The sequence below is a fragment of the Bartonella sp. HY038 genome (genome assembly GCF_014117425.1).
Lineage (GTDB): Bacteria > Pseudomonadota > Alphaproteobacteria > Rhizobiales > Rhizobiaceae > HY038.
Window position 1 is genome coordinate 1,223,276 of sequence record NZ_CP059725.1, and the last position, 15,359, is coordinate 1,238,634.

Below are 15,359 nucleotides of genomic sequence, written 5' to 3' on the forward strand. Positions count from 1 at the left end.
CATGTCTATTGATATTCTTATGCCTGCATTGTCACCAACAATGGAAGAGGGCAAAATTTCTAAATGGTTGAAAAAAGAAGGCGATAAGGTTGAGCCCGGCGATACTATTGCTGAAATTGAAACCGATAAAGCCACAATGGAAGTAGAATCTGCGGATGAAGGTATTATTGGCAAGATTCTTGTGCCTGAAGGCAGTGAAGGTGTTAAAGTTAATACGCCAATAGCTATTTTGCTTGAAGATGGTGAAACTGAGGCTGATTTAGGAAAGGCTGTTAATCCTGCAGATAAAAATAAGGCTCCAGCAGCAGATCAAGTTGCTGCTCAAAGTGAAGCCGCAGTGCAGCCGGCAAAGGTTGCTGCAAGTCCAATTGCTGTTGAAGTTGAAAACGATCCTGAAATTCCTGCTGGTACGCAAATGGTTATGACCACCGTGCGCGATGCTTTACGCGATGCTATGGCTGAAGAAATGCGCCGCGATGATAGGGTTTTCCTTATCGGTGAGGAAGTTGCCGAATATCAAGGCGCTTATAAGGTTAGCCAAGGCTTGCTTGAAGAATTTGGTGCAAAGCGTGTTGTTGACACCCCAATTACCGAACAAGGTTTTGCCGGTCTTGGCGTTGGTGCAGCCTTTGCTGGCTTGCGGCCAATTGTCGAGTTTATGACGTTTAATTTTGCGATGCAGGCGATTGACCAGATCATTAATTCAGCGGCAAAAACCCGTTATATGTCTGGTGGACAAATGTCAGCTCCGATGGTGTTTCGTGGTCCAAATGGAGCGGCGGCTCGTGTTGGTGCGCAGCATTCACAAGATTATGCTGCTTGGTATAGCCAAATTCCTGGTTTAAAAGTGGTTATGCCTTATACTGCGGCCGATGCTAAAGGGCTTTTAAAAGCTGCAATTCGTGACGAAAATCCAGTTATTTTCCTTGAAAACGAATTAGTTTATGGCCAACAATTTGAAGTTCCCGATATGGAAGATTTTGTCTTGCCAATCGGTAAGGCTCGCATTCATAAAAAAGGTAATGATGTAACGATCGTATCTTTTGGTGCTGGTATGAAACACTCAATCCTTGCGGTTGATGAATTGGCTAAACAAGGCATTGATGCAGAATTAATTGATTTGCGTACTATCCGCCCAATGGATCTACCAACCATTATCCAGTCGGTCATCAAAACTGGACGTTTGGTAACTGTTGAGGAAGGTTTCCCGCAATCATCTGTTGGTACGGAAATTGCAACACGGGTGATGCAACAAGCCTTTGACTATCTTGATGCGCCAATCATGACGGTTGCCGGTAAAGATGTGCCAATGCCTTATGCGGCCAATCTTGAAAAGCTTGCCTTACCAACCATGGAAGACGTGATTGAAGCTGTAAAAGCTGTCACCTATAGCAATTGATGGAGATTGTAATATGCCAATAAAAATTACAATGCCGGCGCTTTCACCAACTATGGAAGAGGGTACTCTATCAAAATGGTTGGTAAAAGAAGGTGATAATGTTACTTCGGGTGATGTTATCGCCGAGATTGAAACCGATAAGGCTACAATGGAAGTTGAAGCCGTGGACGAAGGCGTGGTTGCTAAAATTTTAGTGCCAGCTGGTAGTGCAGGCGTAAGAGTAAACTCTGTCATTGCTATTTTAGCCGCTGATGGTGAAGATCTTGCAGCCGCAGCAAAGGCAGCTGATGCTTCTACATCAAGTGATGTGGTAAAAGATGTGGCTATTGCAAGTGATAATCAAGCACCGATACAGCAATCAACACCGCAGACTGCAGACGCACAAGGTTCAGTTGCCCAAGCTAATGCCACTCAAGACAATGCTACAGATGGCAATGCGGGCAAAGGAAATCGGGTATTTTCTTCACCTTTAGCACGGCGCTTAGCAAAAGATGGTGGACTTGATATTGCAACCGTTGTTGGTACTGGCCCCCATGGCCGTGTCATTAAGCGCGATGTTGAAGCTGCATTGCAATCAGGTACCGCCAAAGTTGCTACAAACGCTACTAGTAATGCTGCAGCGCAAACGTCAGCAAGCGCTGCGCCAACCATTAGTGCGCCATCAGATGATGCTGTGCTTAAGCTATTTAAAGAAGACGAGTATGAGGTTGTGCCGCATGATACGATGCGTAAGACAATCGCGCGCCGTCTTGTTGAATCAAAGCTTACTGTGCCACATTTTTATGTGACGGTTGATTGTGAACTCGACGCGTTGTTAAAGCTACGTGCTGAACTTAATAGTGCTGCACCAATGGTTAAAAATGATGCAGGGACTGCACCAGCCTATAAGCTATCAGTTAATGATATGGTAATTAAGGCTGTAGCTATGGCATTAAAGGCACAGCCTGATGCTAATGTTTCATGGCTTGATTCAGGGATGATCCGCCATAAGCATGCCGATATTGGTGTGGCCGTATCTATACCCAATGGTTTAATTACGCCGATTGTTCGTCATGCCGATGAAAAATCTCTTTCTGCCATTTCAAATGAAATGAAAGATTTGGCCAAACGTGCGCGTGAACGAAAGCTAAAGCCAGAGGAATATCAAGGTGGCTCTAGCTCGGTTTCCAATATGGGGATGTTTGGTGTTAAATCATTCTCGGCAATTGTTAACCCGCCACAAGCAACCATATTCGCAATTGGCGCAGGTATTCAGCGCGCTGTAGTGAAAGATGGAGCTTTAGCGATTGCAAGTGTCATGTCGGTAACAATTTCTACCGATCACCGTGCGGTTGATGGTGCTTTGGCTGCACAATTGGCACAAACATTTAAAGGGTTGATTGAAAACCCAATGAGTATGCTGGTTTAAAATCTTAGGCGTGAGTGGGCTCCACTCACGCCTTATTTAATCAAAAGCATTCCGGCTAATTTTTTTGATGGAGTAGAAGCGTGTCAGCAAGTTATGATGTTATTGTTATCGGCTCTGGCCCAGGTGGTTATGTTACTGCTATCCGCGCTGCACAATTAGGCTTTAAGACCGCAATTGTTGAGCGTGAGCATCTAGGTGGAATTTGTCTTAATTGGGGTTGTATTCCAACCAAGGCACTTTTGCGTTCGGCTGAAGTCAAGCATTTAAGCGAACACGCTAAAGATTACGGTCTTACTTTAAATGGTACAATCAGTGCTGATATTGATGCTGTTGTAAAACGTTCCCGCGGTGTTTCTGCTCGATTAACTGCTGGTGTCGGCTTCTTGATGAAAAAGAATAAAATCGACATCATTTGGGGTGAGGCTAAGCTTACCAAAGGTGCAAAAGGGCAAGAACCTGCTGAAATTATTGTTGGCAAGCCTTCAAAACCTGCCCACCAGCCGCAAAATTCTGCGCCTAAAAATATTTTGGGCGAGGGCACCTATAAGGCTAAGCATATTATTGTGGCAACGGGTGCACGTCCGCGTGCATTGCCAGGAATTGAACCTGATGGCAAATTGATTTGGACCTATTTTGAAGCAATGGTGCCAAGTAGCATGCCTAAATCCATCGTTGTTATGGGATCTGGTGCGATTGGTATTGAATTTGCGTCTTTCTATCGTGATATGGGGGCGGAGGTTACCGTTGTAGAATTAATGCCGCAGATCATGCCTATGGAAGATCAGGAAATTTCGACCATTGCTCGTAAGCAGCTCGAAAAACGCGGTATCCGAATTATTACTGAGGCTAAAGTTACTAAAGTTGATAAGGGCGCAAATTCAATTACGGCGCATGTTGAAGCTAAGGGTAAAGTCGAAACTATTACGGCAGACCGGTTGATTTCAGCTGTTGGCGTACAAGGCAATATTGAAAATACCGGCTTAGAAACTGTAGGTGTTAAAACTGATCGTGGTTGTATCGCTATTGATCAATGGAGCCGTACTAATATTGAAGGTATTTATGCTATTGGTGATGTTGCGGGTCCGCCAATGCTTGCCCATAAGGCAGAAGAAGAGGGCGTTATCTGCGTTGAAAAAATTGCAGGTCTCAAAAATGTTCATCCGCTTGATAAGGGTAAAATTCCTGGTTGTACCTATTGCAATCCTCAGGTTGCATCAGTTGGTTTAACCGAGGCAAAAGCAAAAGCGGCTGGGCTTGATATTCGGGTTGGGCGCTTTAGTTTTGCTGCTAATGGTAAAGCCATTGCTCTTGGTGAAGATCAAGGCATGGTCAAAACAATTTTTGATAAAAAGACTGGCGAATTATTGGGCGCTCATTTGGTGGGGCCAGAAGTCACAGAACTCGTTCAAGGTTTTGTTATTGCAATGAATCTTGAAACAACGGAAGAAGAACTTATCCATACGGTATTCCCACATCCAACCCTTTCTGAAGCAATGAAGGAAAGTGTTTTGGACGCTTACGGTATGGTTTTAAATGCTTAAAGTTATATAGATCATATCAAGACCAAAGCGGTGATATTAACATTGCTTTGGTCTTGGCATTCAATAAAACGTGGGATATATGCACAACTACTTGTTGTTGACAGAGATTATATCTATTTAAAGTGATAAAATGAATTCGCTTTAATTTCGCATAATGCTTTGGTAAATTGGCTCAAGCAATTGCCGGAAGAGGAATAAAAATGGTTACGGTGCTCAATACTGTTGCTCAAAAACGAGCAAGGCATCCTGAAAAAGCGCATAAGCCGGATAATGAGGTTTTAAAAAAGCCAGATTGGATTCGGGTAAAAGCACCAACCTCGAAGATTTATGCAGAAACTCGTGATATCGTTCGCACCAATAAGCTGGTTACCGTTTGTGAAGAAGCGGGTTGCCCTAATATGGGTGAGTGTTGGCATCAACGTCATGCCAGTTTCATGATTATGGGGGAAATTTGTACCCGCGCTTGTGCATTTTGTAATGTAACCACTGGTATTCCTTTGCCGCTTGATGATGGTGAGCCGCAGCGTGTTGCTGATGCAATTCAACAAATGGGTTTAAAGCATGTGGTGATTACCTCTGTGGATCGTGACGATCTTGCTGATGGTGGTGCTATGCATTTTGCTAAAGTCATTACTGCAATTCGTTCAACTAATCCACAAACCACCATTGAGGTGCTAACCCCAGATTTTCGTCATAAGGATGGCGCACTAGAAATCGTGGTAGCTGCTAAGCCTGATGTGTTTAACCATAATTTGGAAACTGTTCCATCGAAATATCTCAAGGTGCGGCCTGGTGCGCGTTACTTCCAATCTATTCGTTTACTGCAAAAGGTAAAAGAGCTTGATCCGTCTATCTTTACCAAGTCTGGCATTATGGTTGGCTTTGGCGAAGAGCGTAATGAAATATTGCAATTGATGGATGATTTACGTTCCGCCGATGTTGATTTTATGACTATCGGCCAATATTTGCAGCCAACGCGCAAGCATCATCCGGTTATTCGGTTTATAACGCCGGAAGAATTTAAGTCCTACGCTACAATTGGTAAAACCAAAGGCTTTTTGCATATGGCATCAAGCCCATTAACGCGTTCATCACACCATGCTGGTGATGATTTCGAGATGTTAAAAGCAGCCCGAGCTGCTCAACTTGCAGCCAAACGCTAATGCCTAGAATCTCAACTAAAATGATTGTCGCACATAGGCCAGATCAGATGTTTGATCTGGTTGCTGATGTAGAAAAATATCCTGAATTCGTACCGATGTGCGAAGCGCTGATTATTAGACAAAAGCGCGAAAAAGACGATAAGGTATTGTTAGTTGCCGATATGACAGCTGGTTATAAGCTCATCCGTGAGACTTTTACTAGCCAAGTTTTACTTGACCGCAATCAAGGTATCATTGATGTAAAATATATTGACGGGCCCTTTAAACATCTTGAAAATCGTTGGACTTTTTCTCCACAAGAGAGTGGGGAAGGGTGCGATGTTGATTTTTATATGGATTATGAATTCAAAAACCGCATGCTAACAATTTTAGTTGGATCGGTTTTTGATATGGCTTTTCAAAAAATGACATCGGCATTTGAAAAACGCGCCGATGAGATTTATGGCAACTCTTAATTGCTGATAATGGTACTAATTCTAACAAGAAATATAATAAAGGCTTGGAATATTTTGGGTGTTAATATAGGGGCTGAGCCTAGTGAAGATCAAAAAAGTAGTGTAGGTCTTTAGATCCGAAATTATATTTTTACCTTAATCATATCATTTTGCTTATTGTATAACTCCTTTGGTTTGCTAACTCATAACCATTTTTAATTACTCATTTTAATTTAATTAAATCAATGTTCTAACTTAGGGCTCTTTTATTCTAATTCATATTAGCAAATGTAAAAAATGTTCTTTTCGATAAAATAAAAAGCCAAGCAAATATCAAAATTTGCCTGGCTTTTATTCATTCATTCAGCAAGAATGTTACTTATTCATTGCTTTTTGCAGATTTTCGTCAACTTTATCGAGGAAGCCTGTCGTGGATAGCCATTTTTGATCTGGGCCTACTAATAAAGCAAGATCCTTAGTCATGAAACCTGATTCAACTGTATCAACGCAAACTTTTTCAAGAGTTAATGCAAAGTCTTTAAGTGCTTGATTATTGTCTAACTTTGCACGATGAGCAAGACCACGCGTCCACGCAAAAATAGAAGCGATAGAGTTTGTTGAGGTTTCTTCGCCTTTTTGATATTGGCGATAATGGCGGGTAACTGTACCGTGAGCCGCTTCCGCTTCAACTGTATTACCATCGGGTGTCATGAGAACTGAAGTCATGAGGCCAAGTGAGCCGAAACCTTGGGCAACAATATCAGACTGCACATCACCATCATAGTTTTTACATGCCCAAACATAGCCACCAGACCATTTAAGAGCAGAAGCAACCATGTCATCGATAAGGCGGTGCTCATACCATAATTTGCGTTTTTCAAATTCTCCCTTAAATTCTGCATCATAAACCTCTTGGAATATATCCTTGAAGCGACCGTCATAAGCTTTCAAAATAGTGTTTTTGGTTGAAAGGTAGACAGGGAAATTGCGTTGCAAGCCATAATTTAATGATGCACGGGCAAAGTCACGAATGGAATCATCGAGGTTATACATAGCCATCGCCACACCAGAACTTGGTGCATCATAGACATCATGTTCAATAACTTCACCATCTTCGCCAACAAACTTGATTGTTAGCTTTCCTTTACCAGGGAAACGGAAATCTGTTGCGCGGTATTGATCGCCAAATGCATGACGACCAACAACAATTGGTTGAGTCCAACCTGGAACAAGACGCGGAACATTTTCACAAATAATTGGTTCACGGAAAATTACGCCACCTAAAATATTACGAATAGTGCCGTTTGGCGACTTCCACATTTTCTTTAGCTTAAATTCTTCTACGCGTGCTTCATCCGGTGTTATGGTTGCACATTTGATGCCAACGCCATATTTTTTGATAGCATTTGCAGAATCAATTGTTACCTGATCGTCGGTTGCGTCACGATTTTCAATTGAAAGGTCATAATATTTCAAATCAACATCAAGATAAGGGTGAATCAACTTGTCTTTAATGAGTTGCCAAATAATCCGTGTCATTTCATCGCCGTCTAGCTCAACAACAGGATTTTCAACTTTGATCTTTGCCATTAAATGTTCCTCTTCGTTAATGTGATTAATTTCTATAGCATTGGAAAATGGTTAGTAAAAGTACAAAGCGTATTATAACGGACCTTTGAATACAAAATAAGCACCAAGGCAGATGAATGAGAAGCCGACCAAATGGTTAAGTGTGAGTTTTTCACCTAAAAATGCTACTGAGAAAAATGCAAATACAATCAAGGTAATGACTTCTTGTATTGTTTTTAATTGCGCTGCTGAATAAACGTTATGCCCCATACGATTTGCTGGAACTGCAAGGCAATATTCGAAAAATGCGATGAGCCAACTTATAAATATAATCAGCATTAGTGGGCGATTTGGGAATTTTAAATGGCCATACCAAGCAAAAGTCATAAATACATTTGAAGCTAATAGCAAAAGAATGGGCGCAATATATGGCAATGCTGGCATAGTGATTCCGATCTAGTTTATTTGGCGCCAAGGATCGCAGATGTGTTTATGGTTGCAAATCAATTTTTCGAAATCTATTTGAAGTTATGATAATCACCAGCCTACATGATGTAAAATATTGGGGCTGGTGTAGATAGTTTAAAGCAGCTATTGGTATCCAATGAATAAGTGACTGCGTTAAATTTACCTTTGATAAGTAAAAAGTGGAGTTCATTAAGTATTTCTTTTAAGGATTAAAGGCTGGTTCTACAACGGTTTTAACAAGCGTAAACAGAAACACAGCTACGCTTTATTTCCGTAAACTGTGAGAGGAGATAGCTTCCCGCCTTGAAGAATAAGCGTTTTAACTTATAGGCGGTTAAATTGAACTTGATGAGAGTTATTTTGTTGGTGTGGCTAAAGGTACAAAAACATAGATCTTGTAGTAAAACACTCATATTCAAATTGTCAAAACGCAATCGTAAAAATAATGCTTTTGCGTTTCCCTAATGCCTGTACCAAACGCTTTTATCGATTACTAAGTAATCAATCAAACCAAATTTCATTGTTTATACAAACAATTTGCAGCCTATGATGATCTTGATGTGTCTGAATTTCACCGTGAGCGGATCATGCATTTGAAACCTTCGGGCAAAAACCTTTGTGGATGAGCGCATTCATGTCAATGGAGTAGAGCTATTCTAAAGCCTAGCCAAACGACATATGCGTCGCTTTAATGGTATTCCAAAAGAGTATTTATACCTTTACTTAAAGAAGTGTGAGTGGCGCTTTAACTGCCCAGTAATCCGGAAATTGAAATAAGTATCGTTAAGTTTGATATAATAATTAAAAGTAAATATTATCTCTGTTATTCCATTATTTTTATTCAATTTAATAAATATATTGTTTCTAGAATTTGTATTTACAAATTTATAGATTGTTAGGTTTGTTGTAATTATTATATGTATTTTTATTGGTGTAATTGTATATTTATGTAATTTGTAAAGTATCTAATTAAAATTTACTAATATTATTATATGATATTTAAGATATTTAAATATTAATAATGTTTAAAATGTTGTATTTGTGCATTATATGATTTTTTTTACTAAAACTATATTGATTTAAGATATTTTGAATGGTAGATAACTGTTAAGCGTTAAAGTCGGGGGCGATTTTATTTATTGAGTTGAAGTAAATTATTTATTTCTATTAATAATTGAAGTTAAATTTTTGTTATTTGTTTTGTCCAAGTAAATATTAATTCATTTGAACATGCAATTATAACCCATTCGGGGTGTCTGGGTTGTTTCAACAAAAATCCTTTGATTTTCGTGAAGTGTTTTTAATTTGCCAGTGATTTATCAGTGGCAAATTAAAGTTCTGCATTGGGTGTGCAGAATTTCTTAAACTGTGCTTAGAATTAGGAGTTATCAAATGAAACGTATTATTTTAAAAACTTTGGCTACAGTCAGTGTTTTGGCAATGGGTGCGGGCTTGGCTCAGGCTCAGTCAACTAGTCCAGCAACTGCTGACTTGCAGGTTGAAGTTAGTATTACTACTGGTTGTACTGTGAACTTCCCTAATAATTCCGGTAACGTGAATTTCGGCACTTATTCACGCATTTCAACAAATTTAGTTGAAACACGTGAGGTTGTTGTGGATTGTAATGGTGGCAACGCGGCTAATGCTGGTGATTATAGCTTGAGCCTCAGTGAAGGTAGTAATTCTGCAGCGTCTGGTGGCTTGCCTGTAGGTCGTAAACTTAGCAGTGGTACTGGTGTAATTGCTTATGATGTTTATAAAGCAGTTAACCTTTCATCGCGTGCTTGTGGTGGTGAGCGTTGGGATGCGACCCGTCCATTTACTGGTAATATTGATGCTAGTTCTGGTACTATGAATGGTTCGGCTTCACATTATTTTGCCATCTGTATCCCAGCAATTCCTGCGACCCAAACGCAGCCAGCTGTTGGTACTTATACTGACGCATTGGTTGCAACTCTTACCTACTAATAAATATTGCTTCCATTTGGAAGCTTTGGGGTGGGAGTGTTCTCCTGCCCCATTTTAAATTTCTTTTTAAGTTTGGTGGATAAATAGATGCGGATATTGGCTTTAATCATAATTTATTTGGCTTTGGCGACAGGGGCGGTGCAATCGCAGGAACTGGCTAATGGTGTGAGTTTAACTGTTATGCCTTTGGTTTTGGATGTGAAACCACCTAAAGTTGCAGATAATATTATGGTTCGAAATACAAGTCGTATGCCAGTTCGTCTGCAGGTTCGTGTTTTTCGTTGGCAGCAAAAAGGCGGTAAAGATTATTATGCGCCAACAAATGATGTTGTGATTACGCCACCATTTGTTTCTGTTAAGCCTGGTGGTGTCGCTACGGTAAGAGTGTCACGCGTTGCTAAGGGACCAGTATTGGGTCAAGAGGCTTATCGGGTCTTTGTAGATCAGATTCCACCTTCTGCATTGCGGACCAATAATGCCGGTGAATCCTCAGCTGGTGTAAGCATGGTGTTACGTCAAGTTGTACCCGTATTTTTTTCTCCTGGTACGGGTGGTGTAGGCGCTTCTCAAGCTAGTATCTCATTTTTTGCTCAACCGGCTTCTGGTGGTTTTAACATCACTGCAACCAATAGAGGAAGTAATCGTATTCGTATGGCCGACGTTTTCCTTCTTGCTGGAGGGCAAGTTATTGGAGCTAAGTCGAAGCTCGTCGGATATGCTTTGCCTGGATCTGATTTTCGATTCTTTGTGGCCACAAGGGGTGGCGGTAAGCCTGATAGAATAAGGTTTACATCTGATGTGGGGCAAATTGAGTATCCTCTGCAATAAGGAGCGCGATGTTTATTTGATTTAATTTCGTTCAAATTTGTTCGGGGCAAGTTAGATCGGATGGCATTTTCGGAATGTCTAAAATTTGAATTCCTATTGGGGGCATATAGGATGAAATGTGAATATAGCAAAAAGGCGGGACGTAAACTGCTTTATAGTTCTAGTCGTATGGCTCTTTTATTGGCAAGTGGTGCCTTTTTGGGGTGTTTTACTTCAGATGGCTTTGCTCAGCAGATAAATGATGATGTGCAGTGGATGACTTCTGATGAAGTAGCTTCCTCTAATTATACCAGTGCAACTAATGTCCAAAGCGGATCTGTTGATGAGTTAGCGGCTCTTAGTTATCAGGAGGGGGAGTCTGTCGGTGCTGCTGTAGACGGTTTATCTGGTCAGCAAGCTGATGCCTTTGTTGACGTTACTGTTAATGGTGAGACCCGTCCTAATTTGATCGCAGTTCGACAGTTAGCCGACGGTTCATTCATTATGAATGCCGATGTACTTCGTGGGATCGGTATATTGCCTCAACGATCTGCCACAAACAACGATGGGTGGGTTAGCTTATCTGCGCTAAAGAATGTACAATTTACATTTGATCCCCGCACTGAAACATTAGCATTTATTACTACTGATCCTGATGCCTTGGCTCCTTATGCCTTAAGTCTAAATCCATTAGCTGCTGCTGCTCGCTCTGGCGGTTCAGAAGGTGAAATAAAGCCACAGTCAGATTTGGCGGCTGTTTTGAACTATAATATTTACGCCGATTCTGGGCATGAAAATTTTAAGGATATTTGGGATTTTCAAGGCGTTTCCGCCACAATAGATGGGCGTGTCTCGGGTAAGTTTGGCACATTTTATACATCTGAATTATTACGCTATTCATCTCAAGGCTTTGGTCGTGATAGAAGCGATGCTATTCGCCTTGATAGTTATTGGACGTATTCTGATGAAAAGCGTATGATGACTTATCAAGTGGGCGATTTGATAACAAGAAGTGTTTCGTGGTCGCGCTCTACGCGGTTAGGCGGTGTTCAACTGCGTAGAAATTTTGATCTCCGCGACAATCTTGTTACAATGGCATTGCCTGAGCTTTCGGGATCTGCAGCAGTTCCATCAGCTGTTGATCTTTATATAAATAATGCTCAGCGCGCGGTTTCAGATGTTCCAACCGGACCTTTCTCTTTGACAGATATTCCTGTTGTTACTGGTGCTAATTCTGCGCGACTTGTCGTTCGTGATGCCATGGGGCAAGAGTCTGTAAAAGAAATTTCATTTTACGCTTCAAGTGATTTATTAGCCAAAGGTTTATGGGATTTCGCCGTTGAGGCAGGTGTCCCACGTACTAATTATGGTAGTAAGTCTGGTAGTTATTCCAGTGATTTCTTTGTTTCAGGTACTACTCGTTATGGTTTTACAAATAGTTTGACTGGTGAGGCACATGCAGAAGCTGGTAGTGATTTCTTTAATGGCGGTTTGGGTGCTGTTTTCACTATTGGAGACCTAGGTCGTCTTTCTGTTGCCGGTAGTGCTAGTAGTTATAAGAGTGAAACAGGGCAACAACTATATGCAAATTTACAGTTGGAGCGTTGGGGTTTTTATTTTAATGCAATGACGCAAAGGACTTATAGCAACTACAATGATACGGCCTCAATTGTCGATCGTAAAAATCGCGATATTACTGAAGATATTGATTGGGAAAATATTGATTTTTCTAATGATAGTTATCGTGCTCTTAGCCGAGCCTCTGCTAGGCCTGCCAAAGCTGTTAATCAGTTGTCTTTAAGTACCAATCTACGGTTTGATCCTGCTACGATTACACTAAGTTATACTGAGGTGGATTACTGGGATCAAAAGGATTCAAAATATTTAAGTGTGTCCAGTAGTCGCAGTTTTGGGCATGGAATTTATGGTTACGCAACCGGATTTGTTAATCTGAAAGATTCTGACGCCTATAGCGTTTTTGCGGGGCTTTCGTTTACCTTTGATAAAGGATATAGCGCTTCCACAAATGTTACTACAGACCATGAAGGATCTCGTTTTACGTCACAAGTGGCTAAAAGCCTCGGTGGTAATGTTGGTGATTATGGTTGGGCAATTCGTGATACTGAAGGTAAACGCACACAGCGTGGAGCCGATGGACAGTACCGTACGTCTGTCGCCTTGTTAGGTGCATCCATTGATCAGTATGAAGATACTTGGCGTGCAACAGCAAGTGCGGCTGGTGGGGTGGTCTATGCCGATGGTGCTTTAATGCCTACGACACGTATTGAAGATTCATTTGCCGTTGTGAACGTTGGTGTGCCTGATGTTGGTGTTAAAGTTAATAATCAAAAATATGGTACTACATGGCGCAATGGCAGATTGGTAGTTCCAGATCTTCTTTCATATACGACGTCTAATATCTCGCTAGATATGAATAGTTTACCTCCGGATGCTATTGTGGATAAAACCGATGAAGACGTCCGTCCAGCAGCGCAAAGTGGTGTTGTAGTGCACTTCGGCGGAGCAACAGGTGATCAATACTTATATGTTTCTTTAAAAGGAACTGATGGTAATACAATTGAGGTTGGATCTTATGCGCAAGTCGCAGGATCTGACGTTGGTTTCGATATCGGTTATGACGGACTTGCTGTTATACAGCTTAATCAGATTAGCTTACCCGCAACACTTCATGTCTTGGAAAAAAATGGCAATACGTGTGAAGCTGTTATTGAAGCGTCAGTTAATCCTGGGTTGCAGTCAGGTAGCCAAACTATTGTCTGTCGCCCAATGGGGCGCGCAAATCAAAGATAAGTTTCATGTTGCTTAGCACATAACGTTTATAGATTTAAATGGAATTGATGGTTGGTAAGAAGTGAGACAAAATTGGTATTTCTTATAGTGGTTGGTTTGTAATGAGTTACGTCACTCGGCAAATATTATTTTAAAATTTAGCAATTCTATTTGATTACAGATTATTATGAGAGGAATGTTGGAATTATGAATTCAAATGGGGCTACACTAAAAAAGAAAGCTTCTTGTTATGGTTTAGTGGCTACTTTATTTTCTTCTATGTTAGTTTTCTCTATTCATAATGATGCTTATGCGCAAAATGCGTGGCAATCTGGTAGGATGGTGTGTAAACTGAATGGATCTTCAGTTATTGATTTTGGTGATATTAGCGGCTTATTAATTAAACAGGGTAGAGCTGATAGTGATCTTAAACCCACCTGTTCTAGTGATTTTTATCAAATGGCTAATAATTCATGGTTTGCTTCCGGTTCGGTTTGTGTCGGGATTGAATCGCTGGAAAGCGGACAGAGTGCTGATCCTAGGTATCTTTATCTTGATGGCAATCCTGCGTCAGAACATAAACTTATGTATAATTATTATTTAAATAATCTAGATGTTGGCGCTAGAGTAGGTGACGGGGTTCAGGTGCCAGGAGTTTCCTTATCTACTCAAGAACCATGGCGGGGGACGGGGACTCCGTCAGGGCCTATGAATGTTAGTTTGTGGTTTAATTTATTCGCAGTTTTTAATTTTAATCAACCTAATCTACCTGCCGGAAAGTATTCCAATCAATATAAAGTTACGCTGCGTTCAGGTGCTGGTGGTGGAAGCGTGGGTGGAAGAACTTCATGTGCAAATTTTCCCGATATATCGGAACCCGTTACAATTACCGTTACTGCTCAGGTATTACCGTCATGTCAATTTAGAATTAAACGCCACATTAACTTTGGTATGCATACGCGATTAAACGCGAACATCGTTGCTTATGGTGAATTGGGGGTAGTGTGTAATCTAAATGCATCCTATGAGATAAAGTTGGATGGTGGGCGAAACAAAAGTACTACCGATCGTCGCATGTCTAAATTTTCAACGGGAGCTGTTTTTGATGACACAAAGACAATTGCCTATGATTTATATTTACCTAATACACAAATGATTTGGGGAAATACTGAGGGTGTTGATACCTATAAGGGGACCGCAACCGGGGCTGAACAGACAATAAGAATTGATGGTAAGATAAATCCAAAAGGAAATTTTTCGCCTGAAGTTGGGAATTATCGTGATAATGTTGTTGCAACAATTGTCTATTAGATACGTTTCATGTGGTAATGTATTGCTTAGCTGTGTTGATATTTAGAATTCCTAAATGATTTAAACTGTGTTTCTATCATCTTTTAAGGATGAATATCATAGTTTGACTAGTTCTAACAGATCAACGATGTTTACTCATCGAGTCACTGTACTTAGCCAAAAAGAGCCATCACTATCGCAGTGGCAATGACAACCGTTTATATATTTTGATGCTGTCTTATAAAAAGCAGTAGCAACATACTTAGGTGGGATTTGCCTACAATCTTTGCTAGCTAGTACGCAGTCTTTGAGCGTTTTGATGGTTGGTCATGCTAGAATGTATTTGAGCCGATATTTGAATCTACATCAGATGAGCTTGATTATGAATATATGATGGTTGATACCATGATTATCCCCGTTCATCGTTACAGATGCGGCAAAAAAAGGCTCAAAGTCAAGCCATCGGTAAATTAAAGAATTGATGGACAATTATAACCGTTCCTTTAATAGACGCTTTGGACA

11 protein-coding genes are annotated in these 15,359 nt (G+C 40.7%); 9 read left to right on the forward strand and 2 right to left on the reverse strand.

Translation table 11 applies throughout. The annotated features are described in order from the left end of the window. Position 1: 1 nt before the first annotated feature. The 5 genes from H3299_RS05185 to H3299_RS05205 all read left to right on the forward strand — a co-directional run bounded on the left by H3299_RS05185 (position 2) and on the right by H3299_RS05205 (position 5,966). On the forward strand, positions 2-1,399 hold the full coding sequence (locus tag H3299_RS05185; RefSeq protein WP_182419226.1) for a pyruvate dehydrogenase complex E1 component subunit beta: 1,398 nt from the start codon (positions 2-4) through the stop codon (positions 1,397-1,399). A 52-nt stretch (positions 1,400-1,451) separates the two neighbouring features. Beyond that, the gene (locus H3299_RS05190) at positions 1,452-2,807 is read left to right on the forward strand and encodes a pyruvate dehydrogenase complex dihydrolipoamide acetyltransferase (protein WP_371739834.1); all 1,356 of its coding nucleotides are present in this window, start codon (positions 1,452-1,454) and stop codon (positions 2,805-2,807) included. Positions 2,808-2,887: 80 nt separating this feature from the next. Then, positions 2,888-4,348: a dihydrolipoyl dehydrogenase gene (lpdA, locus tag H3299_RS05195; RefSeq protein ID WP_182419228.1), complete on the forward strand. Its 1,461-nt coding sequence runs from the start codon at positions 2,888-2,890 to the stop codon at positions 4,346-4,348. Positions 4,349-4,548: 200 nt separating this feature from the next. Continuing rightward, positions 4,549-5,511 (forward strand): lipoyl synthase, encoded by a 963-nt coding sequence (lipA, locus tag H3299_RS05200; RefSeq protein WP_182419229.1) that lies wholly within the window; start codon positions 4,549-4,551, stop codon positions 5,509-5,511. Then, a complete protein-coding gene (locus H3299_RS05205) occupies positions 5,511-5,966 on the forward strand; it encodes a type II toxin-antitoxin system RatA family toxin (protein ID WP_182419230.1) in 456 nt (151 codons plus the stop codon). Before lipA ends, H3299_RS05205 begins: the two co-directional genes overlap by 1 nt. 354 nt (positions 5,967-6,320) lie before the next feature. Here H3299_RS05205 and H3299_RS05210 read toward each other — a convergent pair whose 3' ends face one another. Next, positions 6,321-7,535 carry an NADP-dependent isocitrate dehydrogenase gene (locus H3299_RS05210; protein ID WP_182419231.1) on the reverse strand — a complete coding sequence of 405 codons (1,215 nt, stop codon included), beginning with the start codon at positions 7,533-7,535 and terminating at the stop codon, positions 6,321-6,323. 72 nt (positions 7,536-7,607) lie between these two features. Then, on the reverse strand, positions 7,608-7,958 hold the full coding sequence (locus H3299_RS05215; RefSeq protein WP_182419232.1) for a DMT family protein: 351 nt from the start codon (positions 7,956-7,958) through the stop codon (positions 7,608-7,610). A gap of 1,416 nt (positions 7,959-9,374) precedes the next feature. On the opposite strand from H3299_RS05215, the gene H3299_RS05220 reads away from it, so the two are divergent. The 4 genes from H3299_RS05220 (at position 9,375) to H3299_RS05235 (ending at position 14,858) form a co-directional block, all read left to right on the forward strand. After that, on the forward strand, positions 9,375-9,950 hold the full coding sequence (locus H3299_RS05220; protein ID WP_182419233.1) for a spore coat protein U domain-containing protein: 576 nt from the start codon (positions 9,375-9,377) through the stop codon (positions 9,948-9,950). Between the two features lie 87 nt (positions 9,951-10,037). Continuing rightward, positions 10,038-10,778 (forward strand): molecular chaperone, encoded by a 741-nt coding sequence (locus H3299_RS05225; RefSeq protein ID WP_182419234.1) that lies wholly within the window; start codon positions 10,038-10,040, stop codon positions 10,776-10,778. A 111-nt stretch (positions 10,779-10,889) separates the two neighbouring features. Further along, complete coding sequence (locus H3299_RS05230) at positions 10,890-13,568, forward strand: fimbria/pilus outer membrane usher protein (protein WP_182419235.1); 2,679 nt, start codon at positions 10,890-10,892, stop codon at positions 13,566-13,568. 186 nt (positions 13,569-13,754) lie between these two features. Beyond that, positions 13,755-14,858 carry a spore coat U domain-containing protein gene (locus tag H3299_RS05235; protein WP_182419236.1) on the forward strand — a complete coding sequence of 368 codons (1,104 nt, stop codon included), beginning with the start codon at positions 13,755-13,757 and terminating at the stop codon, positions 14,856-14,858. The last annotated feature ends 501 nt before the right edge of the window (positions 14,859-15,359 follow it).